Origin of the sequence: Mycobacterium sp. (assembly GCF_049278535.1) — a bacterium.
Lineage (GTDB): Bacteria > Actinomycetota > Actinomycetes > Mycobacteriales > Mycobacteriaceae > Mycobacterium.
Window position 1 is genome coordinate 16,943 of the sequence record NZ_JBAPMI010000188.1, and the last position, 15,353, is coordinate 32,295.

At 62.2% G+C, this 15,353-nt stretch carries 18 protein-coding genes; 13 read left to right on the forward strand and 5 right to left on the reverse strand.

Annotation, left to right across the window (positions count from 1 at the left end):
* Positions 1-108 precede the first annotated feature (108 nt).
* The 5 genes from WAO18_RS12755 to WAO18_RS12775 form a co-directional block, all read right to left on the reverse strand.
* A complete protein-coding gene (locus tag WAO18_RS12755; RefSeq protein WP_422206632.1) occupies positions 109-366 on the reverse strand; it encodes a DUF7218 family protein in 258 nt (85 codons plus the stop codon).
* A gap of 103 nt (positions 367-469) precedes the next feature.
* On the reverse strand, positions 470-1,600 hold the full coding sequence (locus WAO18_RS12760) for a dihydrodipicolinate reductase (protein ID WP_422206633.1): 1,131 nt from the start codon (positions 1,598-1,600) through the stop codon (positions 470-472).
* 31 nt (positions 1,601-1,631) lie between these two features.
* Positions 1,632-2,456: a mycofactocin-coupled SDR family oxidoreductase gene (locus WAO18_RS12765; protein ID WP_422206634.1), complete on the reverse strand. Its 825-nt coding sequence runs from the start codon at positions 2,454-2,456 to the stop codon at positions 1,632-1,634.
* Entirely contained in the window at positions 2,453-3,526 is a 1,074-nt protein-coding gene (locus WAO18_RS12770; RefSeq protein WP_422206635.1) for a dihydrodipicolinate reductase, read from the reverse strand. Before WAO18_RS12770 ends, WAO18_RS12765 begins: the two co-directional genes overlap by 4 nt.
* 17 nt (positions 3,527-3,543) lie before the next feature.
* Positions 3,544-4,332: an SDR family NAD(P)-dependent oxidoreductase gene (locus WAO18_RS12775; protein ID WP_422206636.1), complete on the reverse strand. Its 789-nt coding sequence runs from the start codon at positions 4,330-4,332 to the stop codon at positions 3,544-3,546.
* Positions 4,333-4,472: 140 nt separating this feature from the next.
* On the opposite strand from WAO18_RS12775, the gene WAO18_RS12780 reads away from it, so the two are divergent.
* The 13 genes from WAO18_RS12780 to WAO18_RS12840 all read left to right on the forward strand — a co-directional run bounded on the left by WAO18_RS12780 (position 4,473) and on the right by WAO18_RS12840 (position 15,350).
* A complete protein-coding gene (locus WAO18_RS12780; RefSeq protein WP_422206637.1) occupies positions 4,473-5,075 on the forward strand; it encodes a TetR/AcrR family transcriptional regulator in 603 nt (200 codons plus the stop codon).
* 58 nt (positions 5,076-5,133) lie between these two features.
* Positions 5,134-5,829, forward strand: a complete 696-nt coding sequence (locus WAO18_RS12785) for a hypothetical protein (RefSeq protein WP_422206638.1) — start codon at positions 5,134-5,136, stop codon at positions 5,827-5,829.
* Positions 5,830-5,891: 62 nt separating this feature from the next.
* Positions 5,892-6,494 (forward strand): TetR/AcrR family transcriptional regulator, encoded by a 603-nt coding sequence (locus tag WAO18_RS12790; protein WP_422206639.1) that lies wholly within the window; start codon positions 5,892-5,894, stop codon positions 6,492-6,494.
* Between the two features lie 153 nt (positions 6,495-6,647).
* Positions 6,648-8,180, forward strand: a complete 1,533-nt coding sequence (locus WAO18_RS12795) for a nitric oxide reductase activation protein NorD (RefSeq protein WP_422206640.1) — start codon at positions 6,648-6,650, stop codon at positions 8,178-8,180.
* On the forward strand, positions 8,177-8,980 hold the full coding sequence (locus tag WAO18_RS12800; RefSeq protein WP_422206641.1) for a CbbQ/NirQ/NorQ/GpvN family protein: 804 nt from the start codon (positions 8,177-8,179) through the stop codon (positions 8,978-8,980). The genes WAO18_RS12795 and WAO18_RS12800 overlap by 4 nt, the downstream gene beginning before the upstream one ends.
* A gap of 25 nt (positions 8,981-9,005) precedes the next feature.
* Positions 9,006-9,134, forward strand: a complete 129-nt coding sequence (locus WAO18_RS12805) for a hypothetical protein (RefSeq protein WP_264072759.1) — start codon at positions 9,006-9,008, stop codon at positions 9,132-9,134.
* Positions 9,131-9,841: a hypothetical protein gene (locus WAO18_RS12810; RefSeq protein ID WP_422206642.1), complete on the forward strand. Its 711-nt coding sequence runs from the start codon at positions 9,131-9,133 to the stop codon at positions 9,839-9,841. The genes WAO18_RS12805 and WAO18_RS12810 overlap by 4 nt, the downstream gene beginning before the upstream one ends.
* Positions 9,842-9,863: 22 nt before the next feature.
* A complete protein-coding gene (locus WAO18_RS12815; protein ID WP_422206643.1) occupies positions 9,864-10,307 on the forward strand; it encodes a hypothetical protein in 444 nt (147 codons plus the stop codon).
* The gene (locus WAO18_RS12820; protein WP_422206644.1) at positions 10,304-11,353 is read left to right on the forward strand and encodes a dihydrodipicolinate reductase; all 1,050 of its coding nucleotides are present in this window, start codon (positions 10,304-10,306) and stop codon (positions 11,351-11,353) included. The genes WAO18_RS12815 and WAO18_RS12820 overlap by 4 nt, the downstream gene beginning before the upstream one ends.
* A complete protein-coding gene (locus WAO18_RS12825; protein ID WP_422206645.1) occupies positions 11,346-12,401 on the forward strand; it encodes a dihydrodipicolinate reductase in 1,056 nt (351 codons plus the stop codon). The genes WAO18_RS12820 and WAO18_RS12825 overlap by 8 nt, the downstream gene beginning before the upstream one ends.
* Complete coding sequence (locus WAO18_RS12830) at positions 12,398-12,823, forward strand: hypothetical protein (RefSeq protein ID WP_422206646.1); 426 nt, start codon at positions 12,398-12,400, stop codon at positions 12,821-12,823. The genes WAO18_RS12825 and WAO18_RS12830 overlap by 4 nt, the downstream gene beginning before the upstream one ends.
* 24 nt (positions 12,824-12,847) lie before the next feature.
* On the forward strand, positions 12,848-14,080 hold the full coding sequence (locus WAO18_RS12835; protein WP_422206647.1) for a cytochrome P450: 1,233 nt from the start codon (positions 12,848-12,850) through the stop codon (positions 14,078-14,080).
* Between the two features lie 10 nt (positions 14,081-14,090).
* A complete protein-coding gene (locus tag WAO18_RS12840; protein WP_422206648.1) occupies positions 14,091-15,350 on the forward strand; it encodes a cytochrome P450 in 1,260 nt (419 codons plus the stop codon).
* The last annotated feature ends 3 nt before the right edge of the window (positions 15,351-15,353 follow it).

Genomic DNA, 15,353 nt, shown 5'->3' on the forward strand with positions numbered 1-15,353 from the left:
GTATCTGCCTCCTCGCTTTTAGCTGCGCCGAAGGGCTGGCGGCGCACTATTGAAGGAGATACCCGCAAACGGCCCGAATTATCGGGGTTAGCTCGGCAATCAGAAAATTCAGTGATTGCGGAGCTTGGCGACCAACTTGTCCTTGGTCAGCCCCGAGTAACCCGTCACACCGAGTTCCTTGGCCCGCTTCTTCAGGTCGGCGACCGACCAGTCGTCGTAGGAGCCGGCCTTGCCGCCCTTGCGACCTACCGATTTCTTCCCGCGGGCAGCTGCGGCGTTCGAGATGCGCGCGGCTTTCTCTTTGGAGTTGCCTTCGCTTCGCAAATCCTTGTACATCTTTTCGTTCTTGATCGACGAATTTGGCACGATCCACCTCCAGCGATGTGATTTCTGATGGGCAGGATTCCCACCTCCACACCGCTGAAACAGCGTATTCAACAACCGACGTCACTCCGTTTCGGCGCAAGCGCTACGGGCGAATGACCCCGCGTAGTGGCATTAATCCGAGTTCGTTGTGGCTCATGAATCCAGGCGGCGCATCCACGACGGCCGGAATCGCGTTTGCCGGGCCCATGGCGGTCCAGGTGTAGCCGGGTAACGCATAGCCCCCGTCGGGATCCTTGGCCCCTTGCAGGATGAGCTCGGTGGATGAATCACCTTCGATAACAATGCGGTAGTGATAGTGCTGCGGCCAGTCCTCTTGCGGCTCAATAGCATCGAATGTATCCATTGTGTAGATCTCGTGGAAGATGACGAGCGGCTTGTTGTTCACCCATGACGTCCATTTATGGTGCTGTCGCGCGACGGTGCCTTTCTTGATCACGCCCTTGAACCCCGGCATGTCGCTTGTCTCGCCACCTTCGAATGGGATGTCGCGGGTGGCGACCCCGAGCTCGACCTCGGTGGTGTACCTGTCGATTGTCTTGCCCATTCCCTCGACGATCATCGCCATCGATTGTGCAAACAGCGGCCATGCCTGCCCCAGCAGGTTTGGGCCGTCCTCAAACCCGTCCGGATCACTTCCCATGCCCATCTCGTACAGGTACTTCAAGGTGTCCCTGCCGAAGTTCACCACCTCGTAGATGTGGATCGTGTCGATCTGGCTCACGATTCGAGCCAGCGTGAGAACGAGCAGGTCCCCTGCGAAACCGGGATTGACACCCCCGGCGTGGAACGAGGTGCCACCCTCGAGGCACGCCTGATGGATCTTGTCGATATCGGCCTGGCTGTGTTCGGTCCGGTACCACCACGCGCCACCCGACGCGACGACGTTCTTACCTGCGCGCAGCAGACGGCAGACCTCATCGGGGTCAGACCAAAGCGGCGCATAGAAGACGCAGTCGGCGTCCAGTGCCTCGATAACATCCTTGTTGTTGGTGGCGAACACACCGGTCGGCGCCTTGCCGCAAAGTTCGCCGGCATCCTTGCCGACCTTCTCAGGGCGATTGCACAGCACGCCAACCAGTTCATAGGAAGGGTTGTGGGCGAAATGGCGAAGCGCTATCGTTCCGACGTTGCCAACGCCCCACTGGATTACGCGGTACTTCTTGTCGACCGGCGACATGGTCGTCTTTGCGTGACCTTGCTCGACCGTCGTCATTGCTCCTCCTTCGATGTGATGATCACTGCTACTAATTGATCGACACTCCGGCATCGACTTTGAACTGCAGGCCGGTGACAAATCGCGATTCATCGGAGATCAGGAACAGCACCGCATTGCTGACGTCTACGGGTTCGATGCATGGGGTCGGCATAGCGTTGACGAACATCGGTATCAGGTCCGGACGTTCCTCGCCGAGAGTGGCGCCGAACGACGGCGGAACCATTCCGGTGGGCGTGCCGGTGGGATGCACCGAGTTGACCCGAATACTCTGCGCAGCAAGCTCATTGGCGAGCGCAATCGTCAGACCGGTCACGCCGTACTTAGAAGCGGTGTACGGAATCTGTAGCGGGAATCCCTTCATCGCACCGGCCGAGCTGATGTTGACCAGGCTGCCGCCACCCTGCGCGAGCAGATGCGGGATCGCCACAGCGCAGGTGTTCCACGCCCCAATGAGGTTCACATCGACCACTGTGCGCCAGTGATCGGAAGTTGTTCTGTCCCAAGGGGCGACGGTCAGCACACCGGCGTTGGCGACGGCACTGTCCAACCCGCCCAGCTCGTCGACCCCGTCGTCGACAGCTGAGCGCAATGCCGCTTCATCGCGCACATCGGCGACTCGGCTCACGCAGCGGCCGCCGTGCTCGGCGACCAAACGTACCGTCTCGGCTAAGTCGTCCTCGGTAGCCAAGTCGTATTCGATCTCCGGAAGGGATCGGCAGAGGTCGACGAGAATAAGGTCCGCACCCTCCTCGGCGAGTCTGACCGCGTGACTGCGCCCCAAACCGCGCGCGGCGCCGGTGATCAGCACTCGTTTGCCGGCGACCCGTCCGCTCGACGATGTAGATGCTGTCACCACATCAGCCCGCGAATGATTTCTGCCGGAGGGATGTCCTCGACGGCGATCAGCCCCTGGGGAGCGCGGCAGACCCAGTCAATCGCATTCACCACTCGGGCTGCGGTAGAAAGGCATCCCGCTTCGGTGACGTCCAGCCCCGGGTGCGACACGTGCGTGTTCAGCTCGACGCGAGGGTCCCCGTCGACCACGACTCGGTGGACCCCGGGATGGCCGTCGGGCGGGTATGCCCAGTCTGGTGCCGAGGCGGCGGTGAGGCGCGTGATGTGTTCCATGATGATCACCGGAACTCCGTCACGAACCCCTTCGACCGCGAACTTCACTGCGGACATCTGTCCCGGCTCGACGGTCGCCAGCTTGCATTCGATCCGTTTGTCGGTGTACCACGGCTCGATACGTTGCCGGACATCGTCGAGTTGCACTCCCAGCTGCTCGGCGAGGTTGCGAACCGCTCCGCCCCACATCGTGGTGAGCACACCCGGCAGGAACAGCATCGGCGTCTCGTCCTGGGCGGAGGTGCCGAAACCCATTGATTTGCCGGTGAACTCGTAGTCGTCGTAGTTCGCGTAGTCGAAGATCTCCTGAACGGTGATCGCACGCGCACGAGTGACCAGGCTCAGTGCGGAATGCACCTCGGTGTCGCCGGAATACCCGGGATCGATGCCGTTGACATATAGCGAGGCCTTACCGGCCTCGCAGGCTTGTTGTAGTGGTATCCGCAGCCAGTCGTCGGCCTGGTGCGGAGTCACCAGCCACACCATCGACGTCGCCACGATATTGATGCCCGCGGACAGGAACTTCGACATCTGCTCGATGACTTCTATCGGCCGGGTCTCCCCCTGCGCGGTGTACACCACACAGTCCGGCTTCAGCGCAATGAGCGCATCGATGTCGTCGGTCGCGATGACGCCGGTCGGCTCGCTCAACCCGCACAGTTCGGCGGCGTCACGCCCGATCTTGTCCGGGCTGGCGGCATGCACACCAACCAATTCCAGATCGGGGCGCCCGATGATCGCCGGTAAGGAATGGACACCGACATTGCCGGTCGAAAATTGAACTACTCTGCGCATCCTGCGTTCGTCCTTGATCAGTAGTCGGGAATCGGCAACGGCGAATTGTTGGAGTCGATGCCGCCATCCACATGAAAGATCGCGTTGGTCGCATAGCAGTCCCGTGTCGACAGATAAACGCACAGCCGACCAAGGTCGGCGACGTCGCCCAGGCGATGCAGCGGTGTCGCTTCCTGCATCTTCTCCTGCGATCCGGGCATCATGTCCAGGCTGCCCCGCAGACCGTCAGTGGCGAAGGAGCCCAGGGCTATCGCATTGACCCGGATCTTCGGCGCAAGCTCCTGTGCCATCGCACGGGTAAGCGCTTCGAGGCCACCCTTCGCGACGCAATACGCCGTCAGCGCACGGATGCCGAAACGTGCTGAGCCAGAAGAGATGTTGACGACGTTGCCGCGGCCGGCCTCGATCATGTGGGGCGCCACGAGCTGGCTCATGATGAACGCCGATGTCACACACCAGTCGAAGGTGTGGCGGAAGTCCTCATCAGTGATGTCGAGGAAGCGCGCGTAGGTCGAACCCCCGACGTTATTGACCAGGATGTCGATGCGCCCGAAGCTCTCCATCGCCGCGGCCACAACTCGCTCGCCGTCGGGGCGGCTCATCGCATCCGCGACGATCGCCAGTCCCCTACCGCCGGCATCTTCGATACCGGCGATGGTTCCGTGGATATCGGATTCCGTACGCGCGGTGCCGACTACGGTTGCGCCCGCCTCCGCCAGGACCCGCGCAATACCCTGCCCGACGCCCTTTCCGGCGCCGGTGACGATCGCGACTTGGCCGTCGAGATTGAATTGTTCAAGCGCCATCGCAATCCTCTCGCCCGCATCGTGTCGTGCTCATCTAACAAATAAAACTGACTAAAGTCAACGGAATGAGGTGCGCAGATGGCCGCCTCGGCAGCTATTCTGCACAGTGGGTGGGCAATCCAGATCAGAGGAAACGCATTATGGCAACGGTGGAAAAGCCGTCGGCGCGCGAGACCAAGCGTCTACAGACGCGGGAGCGCCTATTGGGAGCTGCCATCGCCGAGTTCAAACGAGACGGCATGGCGGACGCCGACGTCGGATCGATCGTCACGGCCGCCGGGGTCGCACACGGCACTTTCTTCTTTCATTTCCCGACCAAGGAACACGTGCTGCTGGAACTCGAACGGCGCGAAGAGGAACGCATCGCCAAGCAACTCGACCGCTATGTGGGCGACGCACATGATCTTTCCTCCACGCTCAAAGAAGCAGTTCGACTCATCTTGGGTCTGGAGCGCCGCCTCGGCGCCAGTCTCTTCAAAGACTTTCTTGCTCTGCACTTCTCACAGACCCGTCCCGCGGATGAAAGCAAGGAGCATCCGGTCATCGTGCGGGTCGCCCAAGAGATCGAGCAAGCCCAGTCACTGGGTCACGTTGCACCCGAGGTCGTTCCGGTGAACAGTGCGGTGTTCTTCCTGTTGGGCCTCTACGCGCTGCTGACCACCACCCACGATTGGCCTACGCAGGGAGCGATGCTCGACGACTATGTGGCCAGCACGCTGCGTAGCCTCCTACCCAGAAAGTGATTGACGACAGTCAGTCTCTGCGGGAAGATCGGGCCAGCCGATCGGTAGGAGGAGTTCGTTGAATTCGCCCACGTTGACCGCCGCAGGCAGCCAGCTCGACGAACACTACGAGCAGTCGCGCCTCGCGCAGCGGCAGGCCGACAAGTGGCTCATCTCGGGCAGCATCCTCATCGGCACCGCGGCCCTCGGCATCTTCGGCCTCCCCCTGTTTCTCCGGGGGGTGTGGCTACTGCGCAAGGCGCAGCGCGACGGCTTGTCGGTCCGCCCGATGCTGGTGACGTTGCTCGGGTACCTGGTCATCATCGACGCCGCCATCAACACAGTCGGATGGGCGCTCGACCTGGTTGCCAACCACACCATCCTGGCCCGAATCCTGTTGAATGGCTGGGGCGCAATGTTCGACGCCGGCTACTTCTGGCACTACAACGAGCTGTGGGTCGGCGGTGCGGCGGGGCCGGGTGAGAAAGCACTTGAAGTGGGCCTGATCCTCACGGTGTTCACCATGCGGATCGCGGCCGCGATCGGCTTCCTGCAGATGAAGCGGTGGGGCCACCAGTGGATGGTGATCACCTGTTGGATGGGCGTGCTGATTTGGTGCGTCTATGTCTTCAACATGACGATGTTCGCTGACGTGCGCTATGCCGGGGTCATTGTCCCCGTCGTCGGTTGGTGGCTCTACGACATCTTCTACATCAGCCCGTTCCTGGCGATTCCCTATCTGCACTCCGTCAACCGCGAGATTTTCACCGACTGACGTCGCTTTCATTGACTTTAATCATTGACCTTGGTCAGTAATCACGCTACAAATGCTAGACCATGACACCACCGGTCAAGGCCACCGCACGCGAGGTGCGTAGGCGACAAACCCGGGAACGCATCCTCGGCGCGGCGATCGCCGAGTTCAAGCGCTCCGGGATGACGGGCGCCGATGTCAATACGATCGTCTCAGCCGCGGGCGTCGCGCACGGAACGTTCTTCTTCCACTTCCCCAGCAAGGAGCATGTGCTTCTCGACCTGGAGTCCCGCGAAGAAGCGCGCATGGCCACGGAATTCGCCGAATATCTCGAGGACGCACACGAACTTGCAGCCGTGTTGAGCGAAGTCGTCCATCTGGTGACCGGCCTCGAGCAGCGGCTCGGTTCGCTTCTTTTCAAAGAACTTCTGGCGCTCCATTTCTCGCCGACGCGCCCCAGCAAGGATGACTGGAGCGATCACCCGGTGATCGTTCTGCTGGTCGATGAGATCGAGCGGGCGCGAGGCGACGGCGAAGTGCATCCGGAAGTGGACGCCTTCTACAGCGCGACGTTCTTTCTGCTCGGCATCTACGGCGTACTCACCACAACCGACAACGCCGACAAGCGCGACACGATGCTGACGAAGTTGATCGCTACCGCCGTGCGCGGTCTGGAGGTCCGATGACGCGATCGTGCGTGTGACAACCCGTCAACAAGGAGGTCTGAAGTGGATTGGGTCTGGGAGATCCTGCGGTATGTCGCAGCCTGGGGAGGGACAGGGCTGGTCATCTGGTTCTGGTACTGGATGTTTTCGAATCTCGGCACGTTCTGAGCGTCGATGATCAAGCTTTCCGACACCGACGCCATGGCGCTCGAACGCAGTTGCGCCGTAACGGCTGTCGCCATGAGCGGGCGGCGCCGCGAGGGCGTGCGCCTGGTGACCGGCGAGCGTCGCGAGTTCAGCTTGAGTTCGCAACTCGATTTCGTGCACGTCCCTTACCCATCGATCGAAAGGGACTGGACGCGCAGGACTCTGACATGCGGTGTGGCCCTGCAATGTTCACCGTCAAAAGAACGAATCACCGCGTTTAGGCTGAACGAACTGTCAGCGCGCGAACTGCGTGCGGTAACACTCGTCGAGGCCAGCGTGGCCCTGGGGTGGATCGCCTCGAACTGGCCCGGACTGCTCGTGGAAGCGCACCGGGTGCTGCCTGACGTCCCGACGTTGCCGGCCGACACGGACGCTGACGAGATGGTCAACCGGGCAATCTCGATGTCACGCACCGCCGCGTCGCTGAGCGTTCATCCGCTCTTGGGTCGTTTGCCCTTGGCCTACACCGCGCCGCAGGGGTTGTCCGACAAGCTGCGGCGCTCTTTCGGCAGAATGCCGTGGACCACAACGCAAAAACGCCTGCCCCGCCCGTACTCCGTTCCGGTCGGCGGCGACGGCGGGGTGCGCAACCCCAACCTGCCGCCACCCAGCCGGCCTCAGGACAACGACCTCGATATCACACCACAGCACCGCCCGGGCATCCCCTACCCCGAGTGGAACTCCTGGACAAAGAGTTTCATGCGGGACCATGTTGCTGTTCTCGAACGCACGCATGCCACCCCTACGCGTTCACCGGGCCCGGTGTCCGCAGAGCTGCGGAAATGGTTCGAAGAACACACCCACCGGGCGATGAAGAACCGCCTCGAGGACGGCTCCGACCTCGACGTCGAGCAATACGTGAGCCACTACATCGACCTCGCGACTGGCGAAGCAATCGAACCGCGCATCTTTCGCGATTTGCTGCCCACCAGCCGCGACGTCACAACAGCGCTATTGCTTGACGGCAGTTCGTCATTGGGTGTGCACGGCGGACGGATCTTCAAATTGGAGTTGGCCTGCGCCGACGCTCTGTCAAAAGCGATGACGCTCGCGCGGGAGCGCCACGGAATTTTCGTCTTCACCGGCAACACGCGACACCGCGTCGAAGTCAATTGCCTCAAGGACTTCGAAGATCGGCGGTTCGTGCCGCCGGGCCGATCGGGTCTGGCCACCGGCGGCTACACCAGGCTCGGTGCACCATTGCGCCACTTGACCAGTCGGCTTCTTGCTCAGCCCTCCGAGCGGCGGCTGCTCATCGTGATCGGCGACGGCCTGATCTCCGACGAGGGTTACGAGGGCCGTTATGCGTGGGCCGATGTGGCGCATGCGGTCGAGGAAGCCAACGACGCGGGCGTCGCCATCTACTACCTGGGTGTCGGGCCGACCCGCGTCGACCCGCTGCCCGAAGTTTTCGGACCCCTTCGCTCCCAACGCATCCGGCGAGTCGAGGAGCTTCCGCGGGTGCTGGCCCACGTCCACCGGGAGCTGGTGACCGCATGACCACCGATACCTATTACTCGAACGGCAACGAAGTCCAGTTGTTCGAGCAGGCCTATCAGCAGCGGCTGCCGGTGATGCTCACCGGCCCGACCGGCTGCGGCAAAACACGGCTGGTCGAGCACATGGGCCTGCTGCTCAGCCGGCCGGTGGTCACGATCAGCTGCCATGACGATCTGACCAGTTCGGACCTCGTGGGCAGGTTCATGGTGACCGGCGGCGATGTGGTGTGGACCGACGGCCCCCTGACCCGGGCGGTGAAAGCCGGCGCGATCTGTTATCTCGATGAGGTGGTCGAAGCACGCCACGACTCGCTGGCCATCCTGCATTCGCTGACCGACCACCGCCGTGCTCTCTACCTCGACCGGGCAGACGAAGTCGTCGAAGCGCCCGAGACCTTTATGCTCGTCTGCTCCTACAACCCGGCCTACCGCAGTTCCCTCAAGGAACTCAAGCCGTCGTTTCGCCAGCGCTTCGTGACGCTTCCGATGCGGTATCTGCCCGCGTACCGCGAAGCCGAGGTGATCGTCGCCGAAGCGGGCATCGAGCTTTCAACCGCGAGACGGCTTGTTGCCTGTGCCGCCGCGATCCGGACCGCCGACCACGCCTTCCACTTCGAGCCACCGTCCACCCGCGTCCTTGTCACCGCCGCGCAGCTGATCGCCGCCGGCGCAACCGAATTAGAGGCGGCCGAGGCCTGCATCCTGGCGCCACTGTCGACCGACGGTGCCATCGGCGACGGCTTACGCGAGGTCGCCGTCGCCAGCCTCTCCACCGCCGACAGCTCGCGAACGTCGCACTAGTAGAACCGGGAAGGGAGCCACCACCATGGATCAGAAGGAACGACAGCGCAAGAAGGCACTCATCATCTTGCAGATCGTCATTTACGGCTACCTGCTGCTGATGTTTGGAATTCAGCTCTACATGTCCTTCGCGCGCGGCTGGTGGGAATTGTGAACTCACCTTTACTGAGCGGCAAACCGGCATCCGATGAATCGGTCAGCCTCGAGGACCATCACGACGAATCCCGTCTCGCACAGCGCCGGGCCGACAAGTGGATGATCGTCGGCGCGGCCTTGATGGGGATGTGGGCGCCGGGCCTGATCGGCTTCCCCATCTTCATGCGCGGAGTCTGGTTGCAGCGCCAGGCTTTACGGGCGGGTCTGTCGGTGCGGCCGATGATCGTCACCTTGATCGGTTATCTCGTGTTGATCGACGGAGCACTCAACAGCCTGGGCTGGGCGCTGGATCTGGTCGCCAACCACACATTGATCAACCGGGTGCTGATGGTCGGCTGGGGCAACATGTTCGACGCGGGTTACTTCTGGCATTACAACGAACTGTGGGTCGGCGGCGCCGCGGGCCCCGGTGAGAAAGCCTATGTGGCGGGGCTGATTTTGACGGTGTTCGCGATGCGCTGTGCCGCGGCAATCGGCTTCCTGCAGATGAAGCGGTGGGGCCACCAATGGATGGTCATCACTTGCTGGATGGGCGTGGTGATCTGGTGCGCCTACGTGTTCAACATGACGATGTACGCCGACGTGCGCTATGCGGGGGTGGTCTTCCCCGTCGTCGGCTGGTGGCTCTACGACATCTTCTACATCACGCCGTTCCTGGCCATCCCGTACCTACACACGGTCAATCGCGAAATCTTTACCGACTGAACAGTTTAAGGAGAGCACCGCTGTGACTTCCCCCTCATCCGCACCGGCGTCCACCGAGGACAAGGACCCGGCCGACGATCTGCCCCCGGGCACCACGCCGTATTACGCCAGGATGCACAAATACATCAAGAGGGCCGTCATCGTCTGTCTGGTCGCCCTTGTCATCGAAGGCGCCTTCACGCTGCCCTTCATGGCGGTCTATTACGGCTATCCGACGCTGAGCCTGACTCAGATCTGCAGTGAATTGCTCAAGGTCCGCTACTCCGACGACACCTTGGAGTGCAAGGTTCCTTATCCAATGTTGGGGCCCCCCGAGGGCGCCGAGGGCAAGGACACCGCCCGGGACCAGTGGGGCATCCAGCCGGTTCCGAAGTACCACCGGCTGAAATTCCGCGAACTGGTGCGCATCCACGACGCACGTGTGGCCCGGCAGGCCGCCCAACAACATGGCGCTCCGGCTCCGTGACCTATCGAGTAGTTCAGTGGACGACGGGCAACATCGGCAAGAAGTCGGTACATGCGATCGTCGAGAACTCGCTGCTCGAACTGGTCGGATGCTACGCGTGGTCGCCGGACAAGGTCGGGCGCGACGTCGGCGAATTGTGCGGCATCGAACCACTCGGCGTACTGGCCACCGACGACGTTGACGCCCTGATCGCGCTCAAGCCCGATTGCGTGGCATACAACCAGATGTTCGCGGACGTCGACGATTTGGTTCGCATCCTCGAGGCCGGCATCAACGTTGTCACCACGTCCGAGTTCATCACCGGCCATCGACTCGGCGACGGTCGCGAACGCATCCTCACGGCCTGCGAACTCGGTGGGTCGACGATCTTCGGCAGTGGCCTGAATCCCGGCTTCATCGAGCTCTTCGCGATCGTTTCTGCGGGGCTATCGGACAGGATCGACCGGGTGTCGATTGTGGAATCGTTTGATACCACGATCTACAACTCGCCGGAAACCGAGAAGATCATGGGGTTCGGATACCCGATCGACTATCCGGACCTGCTGGCGGTGACCGAGCAGGGGTCGGGGATCTTCCGCGAAGCCGTCCTGATCGTCGCCGATGCGCTGGGCGTTGAGCTCGACGAGATTCGTTGCGAGGCCGAGTACGCCCAGGCCACCGAAGACGTCCACCTGCCCGGGGACTGGGTCATCGCCAAGGGTTGCGTCGCGGGAATTGACGTGAGCTGGAAGGGCTTTGTCGGTGAACGTGACGTCGTCGAGGTACGTGGGGTCTGGACCAAGGGTCAATCGCTGGAGCCCATTTGGACGATGGGATTCGGATACAACATCACCGTCGAGGGCCGACCGACGATAAAGACCACGCTGGCGTTCGAGCCGCCTGCAGATTTTGTCGCAGAGACGATCGAGGAATACATCCTGCTCGGTCTGACCATCACGGCAGTGCCGGCCATCACCGCAATACCGGCCGTCGTGGCGGCGCCGTCCGGCATAGCGACCTACAACGATCTGCCATTGCTACTTCCCCGTGGAGTCCTCAATGTCTGAACAGCAATATCGCGTCATTCAGTGGATGACGGGCGACGTCGGACGAGTCGGGGTCCGTCACTTCGCGGACAATCCCTTGTTCGATCTCGTCGGCGTACTAGTGCATAGCGAGGACAAGGTCGGCAAGGATGCCGGCGAGATCGCGGGCATAGGGCCGATCGGAGTGATCGCGACCAACGACATCGAGTCAACCGTTGCCTTCGAAGCGGATTGCGTGTTCTACACACCGATCATCATGGATGTCGATACCGTCTGCCGACTTCTGCGCTCGGGCAAGAACGTCGTCACCACGAGCGGCTTCTTCCATCCGACGGACGACTTCCGCGAGGGCGGTGACCAGATAAGCGCCGCCTGCCAGGAGGGTGGGACCTCTTTCCATGCCGGGGGAATCCATCCGGGCTATGCGGGTGACATCTTGCCGCTCACGCTGGCTCGCGTGGTCAGCAAGATCGACCAGATCCGCGTCTACGAAGTCGTGAACGTGCTGACCGATGCACCCTCAGATCACATTGATTGGCTGGGTTTCGGCAAGGAAAGGGACAAATTCCTCGCCGAGCCAACGATTCTGGGCTTCGGAATGACGTTCTTCGCGCAGTCGATGCACATGATCGCCGACGGCCTGGGCGTGCACATCGACGAGGTGACCCCGGATCTCAAGGCCGCCGTCGCGACCGAGGACATTACGCACGAAATGGGCTCGATTGCCCGCGGCACGGTCGCCGCACAGCATCACGAATTCACCGCGTGGGTCGATGGCCGACCGCTCATCATCTTTCATGCGATCTACACGACCTGCGGTCCGGAACATCTTGATACGGCCTGGGATTGGGGCAAGACGAGGTACCAGATAGTGATCGATGGAGATCCGCCGACCGAACTGACGCTCGAAGGCGCGGCACAGCCGGACGGCACCATGGCCCATCCTGGCTACAACTGGACCGCGATGGGCGCCATCAACGCGATCCCCGACGTCTGCGACGCACCACCGGGATGGCTCACCCATCTGGACCTCGGGCTGATCCGGCCGCGCGGGCTGGTGCGCAAATGACCGGTGAACCCAGCTCGTTGCGGCTGCATCACGTGACATTTGCCGTGGGCCTCGAACGCCTGGACACCGTGACAGAGTTCTTCACCGAACTCGGGTTCACCCTCCAGCCCGCCGAATTGACCGAATCCGGACTGCAGATCCGCCTGGACTGGGAGCGAGGCATCGAGCTGATCAGTCCGATCGCCGGATCGTCCGCGTCGGTCGCGGCCTCCGTCAACGAGTTCCTCAACGAACACGGCGATGGTGTCTACACCGTGGTGATTCAGGTTCCGGGGGCGTCAGCAGCCGAATCTGTCGCCGTCCGCTATGGCGCTGCGACGCGCTACCGGTTTCACCTCGAGGGTGGCGGCACCCATGTGGACGAGAACGAACTATCGGTTCTCGGCCTGCCGCTGACCTTGCTGGACACCAACATCCCGTGACGAAGCCATCAGCTAGGAGATGTCGTGACTGTTGACGCGGCCAGGCCGAGTATTTTCAACGCCGGACTACCCACCCTGAGTTATGACCTCACCGACACCCCGCAGCAGATCTATCCGCAGTTCCGAGCAGCGCTGCAAGAGGCCCCAATCGCATTGGGGCCCATTGGCCCCGAGATACTCTCCTACGAACTTGCCCGGACGGTCCTTCGCGATCCACGCTTCGTCATCCCTCCGGGGATTCATCTCTCCGCTCACGGCATCACGTCGGGACCGTTGTGGGACAGAGTCACCCACAGCATTTTGAACATGGAAGGCGACGAACACCGTCGCCTGCGCAGCCTCGTGTCCAAAGCTTTCACACCGCGGGCGACCGCGGGCATGGACGACACGATCCACACCGTGGTCAACGAGCTCATCGATCGCGTCGCGGACTCGGGCCGCTGCGAATTCGTCGCGGACATCGCACGGCCGTATCCCATCCCGATCATCTGCGCGTTGCTCGGTGCGCCTCGTGAGGACTGGCAACAGTTTTCACGGTGGGCCGAGGACATCTTCAAGATCGTGAGCTTCGACTGCGATCTCACCGCGGAGGAGCCCGTCATCCTCAAGGCGTGGGGTGAGTTCGACAACTACATCGACGACATGGTCGCGCGTCGGCGCCGACACCTGACCGAAGATCTGTTGTCTGAGCTGATCGGCATCGAAGATGCGGGCGACCGCCTTAACGCCGGCGAATTGCGCATGTTGGCGTTCAGCATTTTGGTGGCCGGCACCGACACCACCCGCAGCCAACTGGCCGCATCCATGCAGGTGCTGTGTGATCACCCAGAGCAGTTGGCGCTGCTGCGCGACCAGCCCGAACTGGCGATGCGCGCCGTCGAGGAGACCATGCGACACTCGCCGTCGATGTGCAGCACGGTGCGGAGCGTCACTGACGACGTCACCATCGGCGACTACACGTTCCCCGCAGGCACTTTCATCTTGGTGAACACATACGCGGCCAACCGCGATTTCGCCGTCTACCACGATCCGACACGCTTCGACATCACCCGTGACGAACCTCCGCCGATCCTGACATTCGGCGGCGGGGTGCACTACTGCCTCGGCGCCAACCTGGCGCGCCGCGAACTCGCCGAAGCGCTCAAGGTCCTCGCCCGGCGCCTGCCGAACCCCAGGAGCGCCGGACCGGCGCGATGGAAGCCGCTACTGGGCATGAGTGGGCCGACCAGCCTGCCCATAGAGTTCGATGCCGAATAGCGGGAATGACATGGCGATCGACACAGCCTCAACCAGCGTCTTCGACGCAGACCTGCCGACGCTCGCCTATGACGTCACGGAGACGCCGTTCGAGGTGTACGGCCGCCTGCGGGAGGCTCAGCAGCAGTCCCCGGTCGTGATGGGACCTGTTGGCCCCGAGGTGCTTTCCTACGAGTTCGCACGGGCGCTGCTGCGCGACAACAGGTTCGTCATCCCGCCGGGCATCCACCTCACAGCGCAGGGTGTGACGTCAGGTCCGTTGTGGGACAAGGTCGTATCGAGCATCATGTGCAAGGAGGGCACAGAGCATCATCGGCTGCGCAGCCTGGTGTCGCGGGCATTCACGCCGCGCGCGACAAGCCGTCTGCGGGACACGATCGACGACGTGATCAACAACCTGTTCGACCGGGTGGACGACGCCGGCCGATGCGATGTAGTCGCCGACATCTCGCGGTCCTATCCGATCCCCATCATCTGCGCACTGCTCGGGGCGCCCCCGGAAGACTGGGCGAACTTTGCAGAGTGGGCCGAAGACATCTTCAAACTCGCCAACTTCGAAAGCAATCTCATCGAGGAAGCGGACGCCGTGATGAGGGCGTGGGCCCAACTTGACGGCTACGTCGACGAGATGATCACCGAACGACGGAAGAGCCTGACCGACGATCTGCTCTCTGAGCTCATACGCGCCGAAGACCACGGAGACCGTCTCAACGCCGACGAATTACGCATGACGGTGGCCAGCCTGCTGCTGGCTGGAACCGATACCACCCGAAATCAGCTGTCGGCGTCGGTACAAGTCTTGTGTGATCATCCCGAGCAGTGGGCGATGTTGACCCAGCAGCCCGAGCTGGCGATGCGCGCGGTCGAGGAGAGCATGCGGCATTCACCCGCCGTGTGCAGCACAGTTCGTACCGTATTGGAGGACGCGACCTACGACGGCTACACGTTCCCCGCCGGTACCTTCATCATCCTGAATACCTTTGCCGCCAACCGTGATCCGCAGGTGTACGACGATCCGGACAGCTTCGACATCACCCGCGAGACAGCGCCGGCAATCTTGACCTTTGGTGGTGGCATCCACTACTGCCTGGGTGCGAACCTGGCCAGAATGGAGCTGGCCGGGGCGCTCCAGGTTCTCGCTAAACGGATGCCGAATCCCCGCCGCATCGGCCCGGCGCCATGGAAGCCGATGCTCGGCCTGAGTGGACCGATCGAGCTGACCGTCGAGTTCGATAGCGCGACCGCCGCGCAACCTAAGGAGACTCAGTGAGCG

Coding starts and splice junctions, on each gene's coding strand:
- WAO18_RS12800 (WP_422206641.1), top strand. CDS start 8,177: ATGACCACCGATACCTATTACTCGAACGGCAACGAAGTCCAGTTGTTC.
- WAO18_RS12770 (WP_422206635.1), bottom strand. CDS start 3,526: ATGCGCAGAGTAGTTCAATTTTCGACCGGCAATGTCGGTGTCCATTCC.
- WAO18_RS12760 (WP_422206633.1), bottom strand. CDS start 1,600: ATGACGACGGTCGAGCAAGGTCACGCAAAGACGACCATGTCGCCGGTC.
- WAO18_RS12795 (WP_422206640.1), top strand. CDS start 6,648: ATGATCAAGCTTTCCGACACCGACGCCATGGCGCTCGAACGCAGTTGC.
- WAO18_RS12825 (WP_422206645.1), top strand. CDS start 11,346: ATGTCTGAACAGCAATATCGCGTCATTCAGTGGATGACGGGCGACGTC.
- WAO18_RS12840 (WP_422206648.1), top strand. CDS start 14,091: ATGGCGATCGACACAGCCTCAACCAGCGTCTTCGACGCAGACCTGCCG.
- WAO18_RS12780 (WP_422206637.1), top strand. CDS start 4,473: ATGGCAACGGTGGAAAAGCCGTCGGCGCGCGAGACCAAGCGTCTACAG.
- WAO18_RS12830 (WP_422206646.1), top strand. CDS start 12,398: ATGACCGGTGAACCCAGCTCGTTGCGGCTGCATCACGTGACATTTGCC.
- WAO18_RS12775 (WP_422206636.1), bottom strand. CDS start 4,332: ATGGCGCTTGAACAATTCAATCTCGACGGCCAAGTCGCGATCGTCACC.
- WAO18_RS12790 (WP_422206639.1), top strand. CDS start 5,892: ATGACACCACCGGTCAAGGCCACCGCACGCGAGGTGCGTAGGCGACAA.
- WAO18_RS12805 (WP_264072759.1), top strand. CDS start 9,006: ATGGATCAGAAGGAACGACAGCGCAAGAAGGCACTCATCATCTTGCAG.